The sequence below is a fragment of the Streptomyces sp. A0642 genome (assembly GCF_004795105.1).
In the GTDB taxonomy this organism is placed as follows: domain Bacteria; phylum Actinomycetota; class Actinomycetes; order Streptomycetales; family Streptomycetaceae; genus Streptomyces.
Window position 1 is genome coordinate 13,039 of record NZ_SSBL01000011.1, and the last position, 14,422, is coordinate 27,460.

Genomic DNA, 14,422 nt, shown 5'->3' on the forward strand with positions numbered 1-14,422 from the left:
GTGCGCGCCGCCCCCTCCACGTGAGGTAGCACCTTCCTTGACCACCACCATCGCGCTCATCATCACCGCCCTGGCCTTCGTCCTCGTCTGCGGCGCCAACGACGGCGCCTCGCTGCTCGCCATGGCCGTACGCCACAGCAGCGGTTCGGCCGTTCCCGTCCTGCTGACGCTGACCGCCGCGGTGGCGCTCGGGCCCGCCCTGTTCGGGGTGCGGGTGGCCCGCACCTTCACCGAAGGGCTGATCCCCGGCGACGCGGGGCACCCCGCGCTCATCTTCCTGTGCGGAGCGGCCGCCGCCCTCGTGCTCGTCCTGCTCCTCACCTGGCGGGGCATCCCCACCTCGATCACGCTGGCCGTCCTCGGCGGGCTGGCCGGCGCCGGCTCCGGACTGGGGGAACGGCCGCAATGGGCCCGGCTCGGCCTGGTGCTGGGGATCGCCGCGGCGGCCCCGCTGATCGGCGCGGCCGCCGGGTTCGCCCTGGGCCGCGGCGCCCGCCGGATGCCGACGACGACCGGGATGCCGCGCCTGGTGCACGGGGTGCATCTGGCCGCCTTCGGCTGCCAGTGCCTGGCCTACGCCGCCAACGACGGCCAGAAGATGTTCGCCGTCGCGGCCGTCGCGTCGGCCGGCCACGTCGGCGGCAGCCTGGACACGCCGCCCGGCCCGGCGCCGGTGCTGACCGTGGCGCTCGTCTTCGCGGTGGGGACCGTCCTCAGTCTGCGCAGGGTGTCCGGCGGGGCGTCCGTCCGGCTGCTGGCCGCCCGCCCCTGGCAGGTCGCCTCCGCCGAGATGGCCTCCTCCGCCACGGTGCTCTCCAGCGCCGCCCTGGGCGCGCCCGTGAGCATGACGCAGACGGTGATCGGCGGACTGGTGGGTGCGGGGGCCAGCGAGGGGGGCCGCCGGGTGCGCTGGCAGTTCGCCGTCCCCCTGGTCACCGCCTGGGGAGTGACCCTGCCCGCCGCCTACGCGGCCGGCCTGCTGGCCGGCCTACTCGCCCGAGGAGTGACCGCATGACCTTCCGCAGAATCGTCGACGACCTCACCGGCCGCTCGCACCACCAGCTGACCGACCTGCTGGCCGCCCAGCTCGACGCCGCGATCGAGGGGGTGGGGCTGGCGTCCGCGATGTCCGAGGGCACGCTCACGCCCGCCGAGGCCCGCGAGGCCATGGTCGACGTGGAGCACCGGGGCGACACCGGCCGGGCCGGACTGGTCGCCGAACTCGCCGTCGCCCTGACCACGCCGATAGACCGGGAGGACCTCTACCGCTTCTCCCGCAGCGTCGACGACGTCCTGGACAACCTCCGCGACCTGGTGCGCGAGACCGATCTGTACGGCGCCGAGGGCGAGCCCGCTGACCTGCCGGCGCTGGCCGGAGTGGCCGAGGGCCTGGCGATGCTGCGTGGTGCCGTCCAGGGGCTTTCCGACCGGCCCGGGGAGGTCGACGCTGCCACGGAGGCGGCCCGCAAGGCCGCCGGACAGGTGCGCCGGCACTACCAGCTGGCGATGGCGGAGCTGCTCCGCCGGGAGGTCGGTGCCGACACGCTCACCCGGCGGGAACTGCTGCGCCGGCTCGACGTCGTGGGGCTGCGGCTGGGGGAGTCCGTCGCCGCCCTGTCGGACGCCATGCTGAAGCGCAGTCACTGAGGCCCTGAGGGGGAGCGGACGGTTCCGGGCGCGCGGCAACCGAGCGGGCGGCCCGGAGCGTGCCCGCCCGCTGCTGCCCGCCGGCCGTTCAGTGCGCGGTCAGCGTCATCTCGAAGGAGTACCGGGACGCCCGGTAGAGGTGGGACCCGAACTCCACCGGACGCCCCGAATCGCCGTGGACCGTGCGCTCCATGGTCAGCAGGGTGCCGCTGCGGCCCTCGTCCAGCAGGCGGGCCTCCGACGCCGTGGCCCTGCGCGCCCCGATGTTCTGGCGGGCGGTGCGCAGGGAGATGCCGGCCCGCTTGAGCAGTTCGTAGAGCCCGTACTCGGCGAGCTCGTCCTCGGTCAGGGGCAGCAGATCGGCCGGAAGGTGGTTCTGCATGACGGCGATGGGCTCGTCGTTGGCGTACCGCAGCCTGCGCAACGCCACGGTGGGAGCGCCGGGTTCGAGTTCGAGTGCGGCCGCGACGGTTGCCACGGCGGGCACGGTCTCCATGGACAGCACCTCGGTGCGCGGCCTTCGGCCGTCCCGCTTCAGGTCCTCGAAGAGGCTGGTGAGCTCGACCTGCCGGCGCACCCGGTTGTTGACCACCTGGGTGCCCACGCCGCGCTTGCGCGCGAGGAGCCCCTTGTCGACGAGATGCTGCATGGCCTGACGCATCGTCGGGCGCGAGAGACCGAACTTGTCCGCCAGGGCGATCTCGTTCTCCAGCCGGGTGCCGGGCGCCAACGTGCCCGCCTCGATGAGCTGTTGGAGCTGCTGCGCGACCTGGAAGTACAGCGGCACGGGACTGCTGCGGTCGATGCTTATGAGCCTGGTGATCGATTCCATCGGGACTCCTCGATGCGTAGAACCAGGCGTTCAGTATGCCGCACAGTTCGACTCAAGCTCTGTACGTATATATGTCAGAACAAATGCTTGACGCGCTGTGAGTGCCGAGGATACAAATCAGGGACAGGCATCCACTCCTCCTCGAACCGGAGGCATTCGCGCATGCGCATCGGACTCATCGGTACCGGCCGGATCGGCACGTTCCACGCCGAGACCCTGATCGGACTGCCCGCCGTCACGCGGGTCGTCCTCCACGACGCTCTCGAACGCCAGGCGCACGAACTGGCCGTCAAACTCGGTGCCGAGCACGCCCCCGACCTCGACGGACTGCTGGGCTCCGGCCTGGACGGGGTCGTGATCGCCGCTCCCACCGCCTTCCACGCGGACCTCGTCCGGGCCGCCGCCCGCGCCGGAGTGCCCGTCTTCTGCGAGAAGCCGATCGCCGGTTCCCTCGACGGGACCCGCGCCCTGCTGGCCGAGCTCGACGGCACCGGGGTCCCGCTCCAGGTCGGCTTCCAGCGCCGCTTCGACGCCGGCTACGCGGAGCTGCGCGACGCGGTCGCCGCCGGTGAACTGGGCTGGCTCCACACCATCCGGGCCTGCACCGCCGACCCGGCGCCGCCCCCGGCCGGATACCTGCCCGCGTCGGGCGGCATCTTCCGCGACTGCGCCGTGCACGACTTCGACATCGTGCGCTGGGTCACCGGCCGCGAGGTCGTCGAGGTCAGCGCCACCGGCGCCAACCGCGGCGACCCCTGCTTCACCGCCGCCGGGGACGTCGACACCGCCGTCACCGTCCTCACCCTCGACGACGGCACCCTCGTGACGTGCACCGCCACCCGCTACAACGGCGCCGGCTACGACGTACGGATGGAGGTGGCCGGCTCCACGGGCACGCTGGCCACCGGCCTCGACCCGCACACCCCCCTGGGCTTCACCACCGGCGGACCGCAGCCCGGCGCCGTCTCCCACGACGGTTTCCTGAGCCGCTTCCGGGAGGCGTACGTCGCCGAGCTGACCGCCTTCACCGAGGTGGCCGCCGGCCTCCGGCCGAGCCCCTGCACCGGGGACGACGCGCTGGCCGCCCTGCTGGTCGCCGAGGCCGCCGACCTTTCGTGCCGTACCGGCCGACCCGCACGAGTAGAGGAGGCGGGCCGATGATCCGCGTCGCCGGAGCGCCCATTTCCTGGGGCGTGTGCGAAGTCCCCGGCTGGGGACACCAGATGGACCCCGAGCGGGTGCTGGACGAGATGGCCGCCGCCGGTCTCGCCGCCACCGAGTTCGGCCCCGACGGCTTCCTGCCCGAGGACCCGGACGCCCGCGCGGAACTGCTCGCGGGACACGGGCTCACCGCCGTCGGCGGATTCGTCCCCGTCGTCCTGCACGACCCGGACCGCGACCCGCTGCCCGAGGTCCGCCGCGCGCTGGCCGGGTTCGGGTCCGCCCGGACCCTGGTCCTGGCCGCCGCGACCGGATCCGACGGCTACGACGCCCGCCCCGAACTCTCCGCACGGGAATGGGGCGCGCTCCTGACCAACCTCGACCGGATCGCCGCCCACGCGGCGGCGGAAGGCATCACCGCCACCCTCCACCCGCACATCGGCACGATGGTCGAGGGCCCGGACGAGGTCGAGCGCGTCCTCACCGGCAGTACCGTCCCCCTCTGCCTCGACACCGGCCACCTCCTGGCCGGCGGCAGCGACCCCGTGGACCTGGCCCGCCGGGCCGCCGACCGCATCGCCCACGTCCACCTCAAGGACGTCGACGCGGCGCTCGCCGCCCGCGTCCGGGCCGGGGAGCGCACCTACACGGAAGCCGTCCGCACCGGCCTCTACCAGCCGCTCGGCCAGGGCGACGTGGACATCTCCGCGATCACCGCCGCCCTGGACGCGGCCGGCTACACCGGGTGGTACGTCCTCGAACAGGACACCGTGCTCGATGCCGAACCCGCTGCCGGAGAAGGCCCGTTGGCCGACGTCGTCGCGTCGCTGGCCCATCTGCGCAAGGTGACGTCGTGACCGCCGCACCCCCCGCGCCCGAAGTGCTCGTCATGGGGCGGCTCGGCGTGGACCTGTACCCGCTCCAGCAGGGGGTGGGCCTCGCCGACGTCGAGACCTTCGGCAAGCACCTGGGCGGCAGCGCCGCCAACGTCGCGGTCGCGGCCGCCCGGCACGGCCGCCGCACCGCCCTGATCAGCCGCACCGGACAGGACCCCTTCGGCGACTACCTCCGCGCCGAGCTGGGCCGTTACGGAGTCGACGCCGCCCGGGTCCGCCCCGTCGCCGGACCCCCGACCCCCGTCACCTTCTGCGAGGTCTTCCCGCCCGACGACTTCCCCATCTGGTTCTACCGCCCGCCCGGCACCCCGGACCTGCGGATCCACCCCGAGGAAGTCGACCCGGACGAGGTGCGCGCGGCCGGACTGCTCTGGATCACCGGCACCGGGCTCTCCGCCGAACCCAGCGCGGCCGCCCACCTCGCCGCCCTCACCGCCCGCGACCGCTCGGGGATCACCGTCCTCGACCTCGACTACCGGCCGGGGCTCTGGCCCTCCCCGCAGGCCGCGGGACCCGCGCTGCGGGCCGCCCTCGCCGGGGCCACCGTGGCCGTCGGCAATCTCGACGAGTGCGAGGCGGCCGTCGGCGAACGCGACCCGGACGCCGCGGCCGACGCCCTGCTGGCCACCGGCATCGAGCTCGCCGTGGTCAAGCAAGGACCCGCCGGAGTGCTGGCACGCACCGCCCGGGAACGGGTCGTGGTCGCCCCCCACCCCGTCCGGGTCGTCAACGGACTCGGAGCGGGCGACGCCTTCGGCGGCGCCCTGTGCCACGGCCTGCTCGCGGGCTGGCCCCTCGAGCGGACCCTCCGCTTCGCCAACGCCGCAGGCGCCTACGTCGCGGGGCGGCTCTTCTGCGCCCCCGACATGCCGACTACCCCCCAGGTGGAGGACATGATGGAACACGCCCACTCCCAGGAAGCGGCACCGCATGCGTGACGGAGTGCTGCAGACCCTGCTGGAGACGCGGGCCCGGCGGCCCGAGGCGATCGCGGAGGCGGCGCAGCGGCGCCGCAGGCGCCCGATGGTGAAGCCGTCCGGCCGGCTGATGCTGGTCGCCGCCGACCATCCGGCCCGCGGCGCCCTCGCCGTGCGCGGCCGGGCCGACGCCATGGCGAACCGCGTCGGACTGCTGGACCGCCTGCTCACCGCCCTGGCCCGCCCGGGGGTGGACGGCGTGCTCGGCACCCCCGACGTGCTGGAGGACCTGCTGCTGCTCGGCGCCCTGGACGACAAGGTCGTCATCGGTTCCATGAACCGCGGCGGCGTGCCCGGGACCGCGTTCGAGATCGACGACCGCTTCACCGCCTACGACGCCGCCTCGATCGAGGAGATGGGCTTCAACGCCGGGAAGATGCTGCTGCGCATCGACCCGACCGACCCCGCCAGCGCGTCCACCCTGGCGGGCTGCGCGGGCGCCGTCTCCGATCTCGCCGACCGCAGGCTTCCGGCCCTGGTCGAACCCTTCTGGGTCGAGCGCCTGGCGGACGGGCGAGCGGTCAACGACCTGCGGCCCGCGTCCATGGTCCGGGCGCTGGCCATCGCCCAGGGGCTGGGCCGCACCTCGGCCTACACCTGGCTGAAGGTGCCGGTGGTCGACAACATGGAGATGGTGATGGAGGCGTCGACGCTTCCCGCGCTGCTGCTCGGCGGAGACCCTCCGGGCAGCCCCGACGACACGTACGCCTCCTGGGAGAAGGCGCTCCGGCTCCCCACCGTGCGCGGCCTGGTCGCCGGCCGCTCACTGCTCTACCCGCCCGACGACGACGTGGCCGCCGCGGTGGACACCGCCGTCGGCCTGCTGTGAGAGGAGACGCCATGGACGGCCACCAGCCCGCGGGCAGCACCGCACACGGCCCCTGGTCCGTGGACACCGGCATGCGGCACACGGGACTCAGAGTCCTGGAACTCGGACCGGGCGGCTCGCAGTCCTTCGGAACGCGGGAACGCGAGGTGATCGTGGTCCCCCTGTCCGGCTCCTGCTCCGTGCGCTGCGGCGGCGAGGAGTTCACCCTGGCCGGCCGCACCGGCGTCTTCGAGGGCGTGAGCGACTTCGCCTACGTCCCCCGGCGCAGCGACGCCGTCCTCAGCAGCCCCGGCGGCGGCCGTTTCGCGCTGGCGAGCGGCACCGCCCGGCGGGACCTGCCGTTCCGCCGGGGCCCGGCCGAGGAGGTGCCGGTCGAGACGCGCGGTGCGGGTTCCTGCCGGCGGCAGGTCAACAACCTGGCCAGCGCCGACGGCTTCACCTGCGACCGGCTGATCGTCGTCGAGGTGATCACCCCGGACGGCAACTGGTCCAGCTATCCGCCGCACAAGCACGACGAGCACACCGCGACCGAGTCGGAGCTGGAGGAGATCTACTACTTCGAGATCGGCCGCGACGGCTTCGGCCAGCACCGACTGGGCGGCAGCCCGCCCGGCCCCGCCGGCGAGACCGCCGAGGTCCGCACCGGCGACGTCGTGCTGGTGCCGGACGGCTGGCACGGCCCCTCGGCCGCGCTGCCCGGCTACCCGATGTACTACCTCAACGTGATGGCCGGCCCGCACGACGAGCGCGCCTGGCGGATCACCGACGACCCGGCACACGCCTGGATCCGCGAAACATGGGGCGACGCGCCCGCCGCCCCCGGAGCACCGTCCACGGAAGGAGCAGCATGATCCGGCTCACCGTCGCCCAGGCACTGGTGCGTTTCCTGACCGCCCAGCACACCGAACGGGACGGGGTCGGCCGGCGCCTGTTCGCCGGCTGCTTCGGGATCTTCGGGCACGGCAATGTGGCGGGCCTGGGGCAGGCGCTCTGGGAGAACCGCGACCTGACGTACTACCAGGCCCGCAACGAGCAGGCGATGGTGCACACCGCCGCCGCCTACGCCCGGATGACCGACCGCCTCTCGACCTTCGCCTGCACCGCGTCCGTCGGGCCCGGGGCCACCAACATGATCACCGCCGCCGCCGGGGCCACCATCAACCGGCTCCCGGTGCTCCTCCTCCCCGGGGACACCTTCGCCACCCGCGTCGCCGAACCGGTGCTCCAGCAGCTGGAGATGCCGTGGGCGGGCGACGTGACCGTCAACGACGCCTTCCGGCCCGTCTCCCGCTACTTCGACCGGATCGGCCGCCCCGAGCAGCTGATCGGCGCCGCCCTCGCGGCCGTACGCACGCTCACCGATCCGGTGGACACCGGTGCGGTGACGCTCGCGCTCCCCCAGGACGTGCAGGCCGAGGCCTACGACTGGCCGGAGGAGTTCCTGGCCCACCGGGTGTGGCGCATCGACCGGCCGGCCCCGCAGCCCGAGGTGCTGGCCGACGCCGTCCGGATGATCCGGGACGCCCGCCGCCCCCTCGTCGTGGCCGGTGGCGGAGTCGTGTACGCGGGCGCCACCGAGGCGCTGGACGCGTTCGCCCGGGCGACCGGCATTCCGGTCGCGGAGACTCAGGCGGGCAAGGGGTCGCTCCGGCACGGCCACCCGTCGTCGGTCGGCGCGATCGGGCACACCGGCACGACGGCGGCCGACGCGCTGGCCCGGGAAGCCGACCTGGTGATCGGCATCGGCACCCGCTACAGCGACTTCACCACCGCCTCGCACACCCAGTTCGCCGACCCGGGCGTCCGGTTCCTCAACATCAACGTGGCCCGGCTGGACGCCGTGAAGCACGCCGGGCTGGCGATGGTCGCGGACGCCCGCACCGCCCTGGAAGCCCTGACGGCCGGGCTGTCGGACTGGCAGGTCCCCCCGGAGCACCGCACGCGGGCCACCGCACTGGCCCGCGAGTGGGACGCGGTGGTGGACGTCGCCCACCACGTGGGCCGCACCCCGAAGCCCGCGCAGTCCGAGGTCGTCGGAGCGGTCAACGAGGCTGCCGGTGAGGACGGCGTCGTGGTCTGCGCGGCCGGCTCGCTCCCCGGTGACCTGCACAGACTGTGGCGGCCCGCGGACCCGAAGCAGTACCACGTCGAATACGGGTACTCCTGCATGGGTTACGAGATCGCCGGCGGGCTCGGCGTGAAACTCGCCGCCCCCGAGCGCGAGGTCTTCGTCATGGTGGGGGACGGCTCCTACCTGATGATGGCCCAGGAACTGCTGACGGCGGTCTCCGAAGGAATCAAGCTCATCGTGGTCCTGGTCCAGAACCACGGCTTCGCCTCGATCGGCGCGCTCTCCGAAACGGTGGGCGCGCCCCGCTTCGGCACCTGGTACCGCTACCGCGACGCGGAGAGCGGAGCGCTGGAGGGGGAGCGGCTGCCCGTCGACCTGGCGGCCAACGCGGCGAGTCTGGGGGCGGACGTCCTGCGCGTCGCCGGCATCGCCGAACTCCGCAAGGCCCTCGCCGAGGCCAGGGCCTCCGACCGCTGCACGGTGATCCACATCGAAACGGATCCGCTGGCCCCCGCCCCGTCCTCCGGAGCCTGGTGGGACGTCCCGGTCGCGGAGGTCTCCGAGGCCCCGGAGACGAAGGCCGCCCGCGCGTCGTACACGAAGGCCAAGACCGCCCAGCGCCCGTACCTCTGAGGGGCCCGCGCGTGAGGGCCGGTCCCCCCGGGGGACCGGCCCGTCGGCGTCCCCGAGCGCCCCCAGCCGAGGGCCCCGCAGGTAAAGCGCCCCGCAGTCAAAGCACCCGCAGTCAAAGCACCCGCAGTGCCGTCCCCCGTGGCTAGAGCGCCCGCAGCGCTCTCACCCGCGGCGGGTCGGGGGTCTTGTTCAGGAGGGCCGGGAGGTCCGTCAGCGCGTTGATGCGGAAGTCCGCCGTCTCCACCACATCCGGGTGATCCGCCCACCAGTAGCCGCACGCGCCCCGCCGGATGTGCGCCGCCCTCAGGCCCGAGGACTTGGCCGGGAACAGGTCGCCCGCCGGGTGGTCGCCCACGTACAGCGTCGCCTGGGGATGCGCGCCGGACGCCTCCAGGACCCGGGCGAAGAACTCCGGGTCCGGCTTGGCGACGCCCCACTCGTCCGAGGTGACGACCAGATCCGCCGGCAGGTCCAGCGCCCGCAGCAGCTCCCCGGCCCGCACCGTCCCGTTGCCCGCGACCACCACCCGTACGCCCAGCGCCCGCAGTTCCGCGAGGGCCGGCCGCACGTCCGGATAGAGGTCCGACTCGTCCAGGTGCTCGCCGCGCCCGGCGGCGGCGCGGGCGAGGGAGGCCTCGGTGACGTCCATGTCGGGGCGCAGCATGGTCAGCGCGTCGGCGCTGTCCCGGCCCTGGACGACCGCGGCCCCGACCAGCGCGCTCAGCGTGTGCGGCGGGACGCCGAGCCAGTTGGCCCAGGACGCCCAGTAGCGGTCGTCGCGGATGAGTGTCTCGCCGGTGTCGAAGACGATCGTTTCCATCACCGGACCGAGCCTACGGGTCCCGGAGTCCCGCACGTCCGAGGCGCAAGGGGCGCGAGGGCGCTGCCGGAGATCCGGCCCGTCACCGGCCCGGCTCTCGCTCGTATGCTCGGTTCATGACCGATCCTCAGCGCGGACGTCCCACCACCAACTCCATGCGACGTGCCCTCAAGCGCGCCAGAGACGGTGTCGCCCTCGACGTGGCCGAGGCCGCCGTCCTGCTCCAGGCGCGCGGCGACGATCTGACGGATCTCGCCGCATCCGCCGCCCGGGTACGGGACGCGGGTCTCGATGCGGCGGGACGGCCCGGAGTCATCACGTACTCCCGCAAGGTCTTCATCCCGCTGACCCGGCTCTGCCGCGACAAGTGCCACTACTGCACCTTCGTCACCGTCCCCGGCAAGCTCCGGCGCGACGGGCACGGCATGTTCCTGTCCCCGGACGAGGTGCTCGCCATCGCCCGCGACGGCGCGGCGATGGGGTGCAAGGAAGCGCTGTTCACGCTGGGCGACCGCCCGGAGGACCGCTGGCCCGAGGCCCGGGAGTGGCTGGAGGCCGAGGGGTACGACGACACCCTCGCGTACGTACGCGCCATGGCGATCCGCGTCCTCGAGGAGACCGGTCTCCTCCCGCACCTCAACCCGGGCGTGCTGACCTGGACCGACCTCCAGCGCCTCAAGCCCGTCGCCCCGTCCATGGGCATGATGCTGGAGACGACCGCGACGCGGCTGTGGTCCGAGCCCGGCGGCCCCCACCACGGCTCCCCGGACAAGGAACCGGCCGTGCGGCTGCGGGTCCTGGAGGACGCGGGCCGGTCCAACGTCCCGTTCACCACCGGCATCCTCATCGGCATCGGCGAGTCGTACGAGGAGCGCGCCGACTCCCTCTTCGAGCTGCGCAGGACCGCCCGCGCCTACCACGGCATCCAGGAAGTCATCATCCAGAACTTCCGGGCCAAGCCCGGCACGGTGATGCGCGCGATGCCGGACGCGGAGCTGGAGGAGCTCGCCGCCGCCATCGCCGTCGCCCGCCACATCCTCGGCCCGTCCGCCCGTATCCAGGCCCCGCCGAACCTCGTCGACGCGGAGTACGCGCTGATGGTCGGCGCCGGAATCGACGACTGGGGCGGCGTCTCCCCGCTGACCCCGGACCATGTGAACCCCGAGCGCCCCTGGCCGCACATCGACGAGCTGGCCGCGCGGACCGCCGACGCGGGCTTCGAGCTGCGCGAACGGCTCACCATCTACCCCGAGTTCATCCAGCGCGGCGAGCCCTGGCTCGACCCCCGCCTCCTCCCGCACGTGCGCGCCCTCGCCGACCCGGAGACCGGGCTCGCGAAGGAGGGGGTGCTCCCCGCCGGCCTGCCCTGGCAGGAGCCCGACGAGGGCTTCCACGCCTCCGGCCGCACCGATCTGCACCGCACCATCGACACCGAGGGCCGCACCGCCGACCGCCGTGACGACTTCGACGAGGTGTACGGGGACTGGGAGGCGCTCCGCGAGGCCGCGGCGCCCGGCATGGTCCCCTCCCGCGTCGGCACCGACGTGAAGGGCGCCCTCAGCCAGGCCGCCGCCGACCCGACGAAGCTCACCGACGCCCAGGCGCTCACCCTGCTGCACGCGGACGGGCCGGCGCTCGACGAGCTCTGCCGGATCGCGGACGCCCTGCGCCGTGACGTCGTCGGCGACGACGTCACCTACGTCGTCACGCGCAACATCAACTTCACCAACGTCTGCTACACCGGCTGCCGCTTCTGCGCCTTCGCCCAGCGGCGCACCGACGCCGACGCGTACACCCTCTCCCTCGACCAGGTCGCCGACCGGGCCGCTCAGGCGTGGGACGTCGGCGCGGTCGAGGTCTGCATGCAGGGCGGCATCCACCCGGACCTGCCCGGCACCGCGTACTTCGACATCGCGCGGGCGGTGAAGGAACGCGTGCCCGGCATGCACGTCCACGCGTTCTCACCGATGGAGGTCGTCAACGGGGCCACCCGCACCGGCCTGTCGATCCGCGACTGGCTGACCGCCGCGAAGGAGGCCGGGCTGGACTCGATCCCCGGCACGGCGGCGGAGATCCTGGACGACGAGGTCCGCTGGATCCTCACCAAGGGCAAGCTGCCGACGGCGGAGTGGCTGGAGGTCATCAGGACGGCCCACGAGGTCGGCCTGCGCTCCTCCTCCACGATGATGTACGGCCACGTCGACCAGCCCCGCCACTGGCTGGGCCACCTGCGCACGCTCGCCCGCCTCCAGCAGGAGACCGGCGGCTTCACGGAGTTCGTCACCCTCCCCTTCATCCACACCAACGCACCCGTCTACCTCGCGGGCATCGCCCGCCCCGGCCCCACCGACCGCGACAACCGGGCCGTCACGGCGATGGCCCGCCTCCTGCTCCACCCGCACATCACCAACATCCAGACCAGCTGGGTGAAGCTGGGCACGGAGGGTGCGGCGGAGATGCTGCGCTCAGGAGCGAACGACCTGGGCGGCACGCTGATGGAGGAGACCATCTCCCGCATGGCCGGGTCGGGTTACGGCTCCTACAAGTCGGTGCAGGACCTGGTCGCGGTGGCCGCGGCGGCCGGCCGGCCGGCGAAGCCGCGTACGACGCTGTACGGAGAGGTGCCGGCCGAGCGCGTCACGGCCGCGGCGGCCTCGGACGGGCACCTGCCGGAACTGCTGCCGGTGCTGGAGGGCTGAGCCCCGCCCGCCGAGGCCGCGCCGCCCCCGGGTTCCCCGCCCTGAGCGGGGAACCCGGGGGCGCTGTCGTGCGGCGGGATCAGCCGGCCGGTTCGCCGAACCAGCGGGAGAGGTGCTCGTCCAGTTCCTTCTGGGCGTCGCCGGCCCAGGCGACGTGGCCGTCGGGCCGCAGCAGGACGCAGGGGGCGTCCAGTACCGCGCCGGGGTCCGCGAGGTGATCGACCCGGTCCGCCCAGCCGCCGACGCTCAGGCGCCGGGTGCGGTCCAGCAGCAGTCCGCGGCCCCGGTGCAGCAGGTCGTAGAGGCGGCCCTGCCCCACGTCGAGGTCGGGCAGGCGGCGGCCGAGCAGGTCGGGGCCTCCGCCGAGGTCGTAGCGGATGTCGATCGCGGCGATTTTCCCGGTGAGGCGGCGGTTCACCTCGTCGATGTCCATGAGCTCGGTGAGCAGCCTGCGCAGGGCCTGCGGGCCCGGTTCGGGGGAGTGCAGTTCCATCTGGGCGCGCGTGTTGTCCAGCACGTCCGCGGCGACCGGATGACGTTCGGCCTGGTAGGTGTCCAGCAGCGTCTCCGGGGCCCATCCGCGGACCTGTGCGGCCAGTTTCCAGCCGAGGTTGAACGCGTCCTGCACGCCCAGGTTGAGGCCCTGCCCGCCCGTGGGCGGATGGATGTGGGCCGCGTCGCCGGCCAGCAGCACCCGCCCGCTCCGGTACCGCTCGGCCTGCCGGGTGGCGTCCCCGAAGCGGGACAGCCAGCGCGGGGAATGCACGCCGAAATCGGTGCCTGCGACGGCGCGCAGCCGTACCTTGAAGTCCTCCAGACTCGGCGGCACCGCACGGTCGACGACTCCCTCGGCGGGAACGACGACGCTGTACGCTCCCTCGCCGAAGGGCCTCAGCCAGAACCGCTTGTCCGTCCCGCCGATCTCGCGCACCTTCGCGGCGACCTCCTCCGGCGGCACGCCCACCTTCATCTCGCCCATCAGCGTCTCGGTGCGCGAGGGCTCCCCGGGGAAGCCAACGCCGAGCAGCTTGCGTACGGTGCTGCGCCCGCCGTCACAGCCGACGAGATAGCGCGCCCGCACCCGTTCGACGCCCTCACCGGCTGCGCCCTCACCGGCCAGCTCGACGGTCACGCCGTCGTCGTCCTGCTCGAAGCCGGCCACGGCACGACCGTGCCGGACCTCGGCACCCAGCCGGACCGCGTGCTCCTCCAGCAGACCGACGAGGACCGGTTGCGGGATGCCCAGCAGATAGGCGTGGGCGGAATCCAGGCCCTGGGGGGCGGGCGTGGGGATACCGGCGAAGAATCCTCCGGCCGGACGCTTCCTTCCGTGCGCGAGGAGTCGCTCCAGGATTCCGCGCATGGCCATCAGCTCGATACTGCGGATGTGCAGCCCGACGATGCGGACGAACGACGCGGGTTCGGTGTCCTTCTCCAGGACGAGGACCCGCACGTCGTGCAGCCGCAGCTCGGCGGCCAGCACGGCGCCGGTCGGCCCGCAACCGGCGATGATCACGTCGTACGAGGCGCTGGAATGCGATGAGTTCACAGGTGGTGCCTTTCGGGAGTGCCTGGTGGGCGTGGCGCTCCCGGCGACACCTACGTCAATCGCGCGGCCATGACGGAAAGGGGGAGCACCCACATCGATACTGCGTTCATGGGTCTCACCTCCTCGGGCGCTGTCACGGTCGACGGCCAACTATAGGCCCGGGCATTCGGCCGTCCAGTTCTTTTCCGGGAGCCCCTGTGACGCGCCTTTGCCGTAACGGCAAAGGGACTCGCCCCCCTGCGGGCGCCGTGCGCATGATCGGTTCGGAGGCGACGGGGCGGCGACGGCCGCCGGAGCCGGCCCTGACG

General features: G+C 73.5%; 12 protein-coding genes. 9 read left to right on the plus strand and 3 right to left on the minus strand.

Annotated elements, in window-relative coordinates:
- Positions 1 to 37: 37 nt before the first annotated feature.
- Positions 38 to 1,015, plus strand: a complete 978-nt coding sequence (locus tag E6R60_RS19890; RefSeq protein WP_136327949.1) for an inorganic phosphate transporter — start codon at positions 38 to 40, stop codon at positions 1,013 to 1,015.
- Positions 1,012 to 1,647 carry a DUF47 family protein gene (locus E6R60_RS19895; RefSeq protein ID WP_136327950.1) on the plus strand — a complete coding sequence of 212 codons (636 nt, stop codon included), beginning with the start codon at positions 1,012 to 1,014 and terminating at the stop codon, positions 1,645 to 1,647. Before E6R60_RS19890 ends, E6R60_RS19895 begins: the two co-directional genes overlap by 4 nt.
- A gap of 88 nt (positions 1,648 to 1,735) precedes the next feature.
- Here E6R60_RS19895 and E6R60_RS19900 read toward each other — a convergent pair whose 3' ends face one another.
- Positions 1,736 to 2,479 carry a GntR family transcriptional regulator gene (locus E6R60_RS19900; protein ID WP_136327951.1) on the minus strand — a complete coding sequence of 248 codons (744 nt, stop codon included), beginning with the start codon at positions 2,477 to 2,479 and terminating at the stop codon, positions 1,736 to 1,738.
- A gap of 162 nt (positions 2,480 to 2,641) precedes the next feature.
- On the opposite strand from E6R60_RS19900, the gene E6R60_RS19905 reads away from it, so the two are divergent.
- From E6R60_RS19905 to iolD, 6 genes are read left to right on the plus strand one after another with little or no spacing between them, the layout of a single operon-like run.
- Complete coding sequence (locus E6R60_RS19905) at positions 2,642 to 3,640, plus strand: Gfo/Idh/MocA family oxidoreductase (protein WP_136327952.1); 999 nt, start codon at positions 2,642 to 2,644, stop codon at positions 3,638 to 3,640.
- Entirely contained in the window at positions 3,640 to 4,497 is an 858-nt protein-coding gene (locus E6R60_RS19910; RefSeq protein WP_346766080.1) for a TIM barrel protein, read from the plus strand. The genes E6R60_RS19905 and E6R60_RS19910 overlap by 1 nt, the downstream gene beginning before the upstream one ends.
- Before the next feature lie 32 nt (positions 4,498 to 4,529).
- The gene (gene iolC, locus E6R60_RS19915; protein ID WP_136328097.1) at positions 4,530 to 5,474 is read left to right on the plus strand and encodes a 5-dehydro-2-deoxygluconokinase; all 945 of its coding nucleotides are present in this window, start codon (positions 4,530 to 4,532) and stop codon (positions 5,472 to 5,474) included.
- Positions 5,467 to 6,342 carry a deoxyribose-phosphate aldolase gene (locus E6R60_RS19920; RefSeq protein WP_206309465.1) on the plus strand — a complete coding sequence of 292 codons (876 nt, stop codon included), beginning with the start codon at positions 5,467 to 5,469 and terminating at the stop codon, positions 6,340 to 6,342. The genes iolC and E6R60_RS19920 overlap by 8 nt, the downstream gene beginning before the upstream one ends.
- Before the next feature lie 11 nt (positions 6,343 to 6,353).
- Positions 6,354 to 7,193: a 5-deoxy-glucuronate isomerase gene (gene iolB / locus E6R60_RS19925; protein WP_136327954.1), complete on the plus strand. Its 840-nt coding sequence runs from the start codon at positions 6,354 to 6,356 to the stop codon at positions 7,191 to 7,193.
- A complete protein-coding gene (gene iolD / locus E6R60_RS19930; RefSeq protein WP_240802629.1) occupies positions 7,190 to 9,046 on the plus strand; it encodes a 3D-(3,5/4)-trihydroxycyclohexane-1,2-dione acylhydrolase (decyclizing) in 1,857 nt (618 codons plus the stop codon). Before iolB ends, iolD begins: the two co-directional genes overlap by 4 nt.
- Positions 9,047 to 9,188: 142 nt before the next feature.
- On the opposite strand, the gene E6R60_RS19935 is transcribed toward iolD, so the two are convergent.
- Positions 9,189 to 9,866 carry an HAD-IA family hydrolase gene (locus tag E6R60_RS19935; protein ID WP_136328099.1) on the minus strand — a complete coding sequence of 226 codons (678 nt, stop codon included), beginning with the start codon at positions 9,864 to 9,866 and terminating at the stop codon, positions 9,189 to 9,191.
- A gap of 116 nt (positions 9,867 to 9,982) precedes the next feature.
- On the opposite strand from E6R60_RS19935, the gene E6R60_RS19940 reads away from it, so the two are divergent.
- Positions 9,983 to 12,565, plus strand: coding sequence for a bifunctional FO biosynthesis protein CofGH (locus E6R60_RS19940; protein ID WP_136327956.1), 2,583 nt, complete (start codon positions 9,983 to 9,985; stop codon positions 12,563 to 12,565).
- Positions 12,566 to 12,644: 79 nt separating this feature from the next.
- Here the strand turns inward: E6R60_RS19940 and E6R60_RS19945 are convergent, their stop codons facing one another.
- Positions 12,645 to 14,114, minus strand: coding sequence for an FAD-dependent monooxygenase (locus tag E6R60_RS19945; RefSeq protein ID WP_240802630.1), 1,470 nt, complete (start codon positions 14,112 to 14,114; stop codon positions 12,645 to 12,647).
- Between the last annotated feature and the right edge of the window lie 308 nt (positions 14,115 to 14,422).

Coding starts and splice junctions, on each gene's coding strand:
- E6R60_RS19895 (WP_136327950.1), top strand. CDS start 1,012: ATGACCTTCCGCAGAATCGTCGACGACCTCACCGGCCGCTCGCACCAC.
- E6R60_RS19900 (WP_136327951.1), bottom strand. CDS start 2,479: ATGGAATCGATCACCAGGCTCATAAGCATCGACCGCAGCAGTCCCGTG.
- E6R60_RS19905 (WP_136327952.1), top strand. CDS start 2,642: ATGCGCATCGGACTCATCGGTACCGGCCGGATCGGCACGTTCCACGCC.
- iolC (WP_136328097.1), top strand. CDS start 4,530: ATGGGGCGGCTCGGCGTGGACCTGTACCCGCTCCAGCAGGGGGTGGGC.
- E6R60_RS19920 (WP_206309465.1), top strand. CDS start 5,467: ATGCGTGACGGAGTGCTGCAGACCCTGCTGGAGACGCGGGCCCGGCGG.
- iolB (WP_136327954.1), top strand. CDS start 6,354: ATGGACGGCCACCAGCCCGCGGGCAGCACCGCACACGGCCCCTGGTCC.
- iolD (WP_240802629.1), top strand. CDS start 7,190: ATGATCCGGCTCACCGTCGCCCAGGCACTGGTGCGTTTCCTGACCGCC.
- E6R60_RS19935 (WP_136328099.1), bottom strand. CDS start 9,866: ATGGAAACGATCGTCTTCGACACCGGCGAGACACTCATCCGCGACGAC.
- E6R60_RS19940 (WP_136327956.1), top strand. CDS start 9,983: ATGACCGATCCTCAGCGCGGACGTCCCACCACCAACTCCATGCGACGT.